Origin of the sequence: Paenibacillus sp. AR247 (genome assembly GCF_002968895.1) — a bacterium.
Lineage (GTDB): Bacteria > Bacillota > Bacilli > Paenibacillales > Paenibacillaceae > Paenibacillus_AQ > Paenibacillus_AQ favisporus.
Window position 1 is genome coordinate 1122048 of record NZ_PCZT01000009.1, and the last position, 710, is coordinate 1122757.

2 protein-coding genes are annotated in these 710 nt (G+C 53.9%); one reads left to right on the plus strand and one right to left on the minus strand.

All coding sequences use genetic code 11. The features are described from left to right. The first annotated feature begins 21 nt into the window (after positions 1-21). Positions 22-111, plus strand: a complete 90-nt coding sequence (locus CPT76_RS42070; protein WP_374954675.1) for a hypothetical protein — start codon at positions 22-24, stop codon at positions 109-111. Positions 112-221: 110 nt separating this feature from the next. On the opposite strand, the gene CPT76_RS13305 is transcribed toward CPT76_RS42070, so the two are convergent. Continuing rightward, a partial coding sequence (locus CPT76_RS13305) for an SRPBCC family protein (RefSeq protein WP_105443262.1) occupies positions 222-710 on the minus strand: 489 nt, incomplete at its 5' end.

Consider the following 710-nt stretch of genomic DNA (forward strand, 5'->3'; position numbering starts at 1 on the left):
TACAGCACAGCGCGGCCGCAGTTGGACCAGCAGCGCCTCCGGGCCGTCCCATATACGCTATGGGGCAACCGGGAGCCTGGCGAAATGACGGTTTGGATTCGCGAAAGCTGATGTTCATCAACACGCCGCAAGAAGGCAATGCAGCATAAAAAACGCTCCAGATACGAATCTGGGGCGTTTTTTCTTCTATATATCGTTTTCTGAATGTGTGAAAAACATAGTTAAGCTAAACTTGCGGCAAGTTTGTCGAGAGACTGGTTCATGCCCGTAACCGCGTTGTCGGCCATTGGACCCGGGCTCCAGTTGGACTCCCTGATGATCAGCTCGGTTTGGTCGCCCTTCGAGATGAAATCAATGACGAAATCGACCACAGCCGGGAAGTCCTCCGGCATGCCGACATCGGAAGGCTTAACTGCATTTCCTTCCGCATCGGCCAGAACCTGCGTAAATTCAAGCCGCTGCTGCGGAACGATTCGTTTGTAGACTCCCGCAGAGTAATAATCCTGCCCGCCGAAGGATTCCGGCGCACGCATGCAGAACAGGTAGCTTCCCCCTTCGCGAAGATCGATCTTGCACGATGGTGAGCTGAAATGGGCAGGCCCCCACCATTTCATGACCAGGCTCGGATCCGTCCAGGCATCCCAGACCAAATCAACCGGATAATCAAACACACGGGTAATGACGAGCTCCTGCTTGCTGGCATGATGATT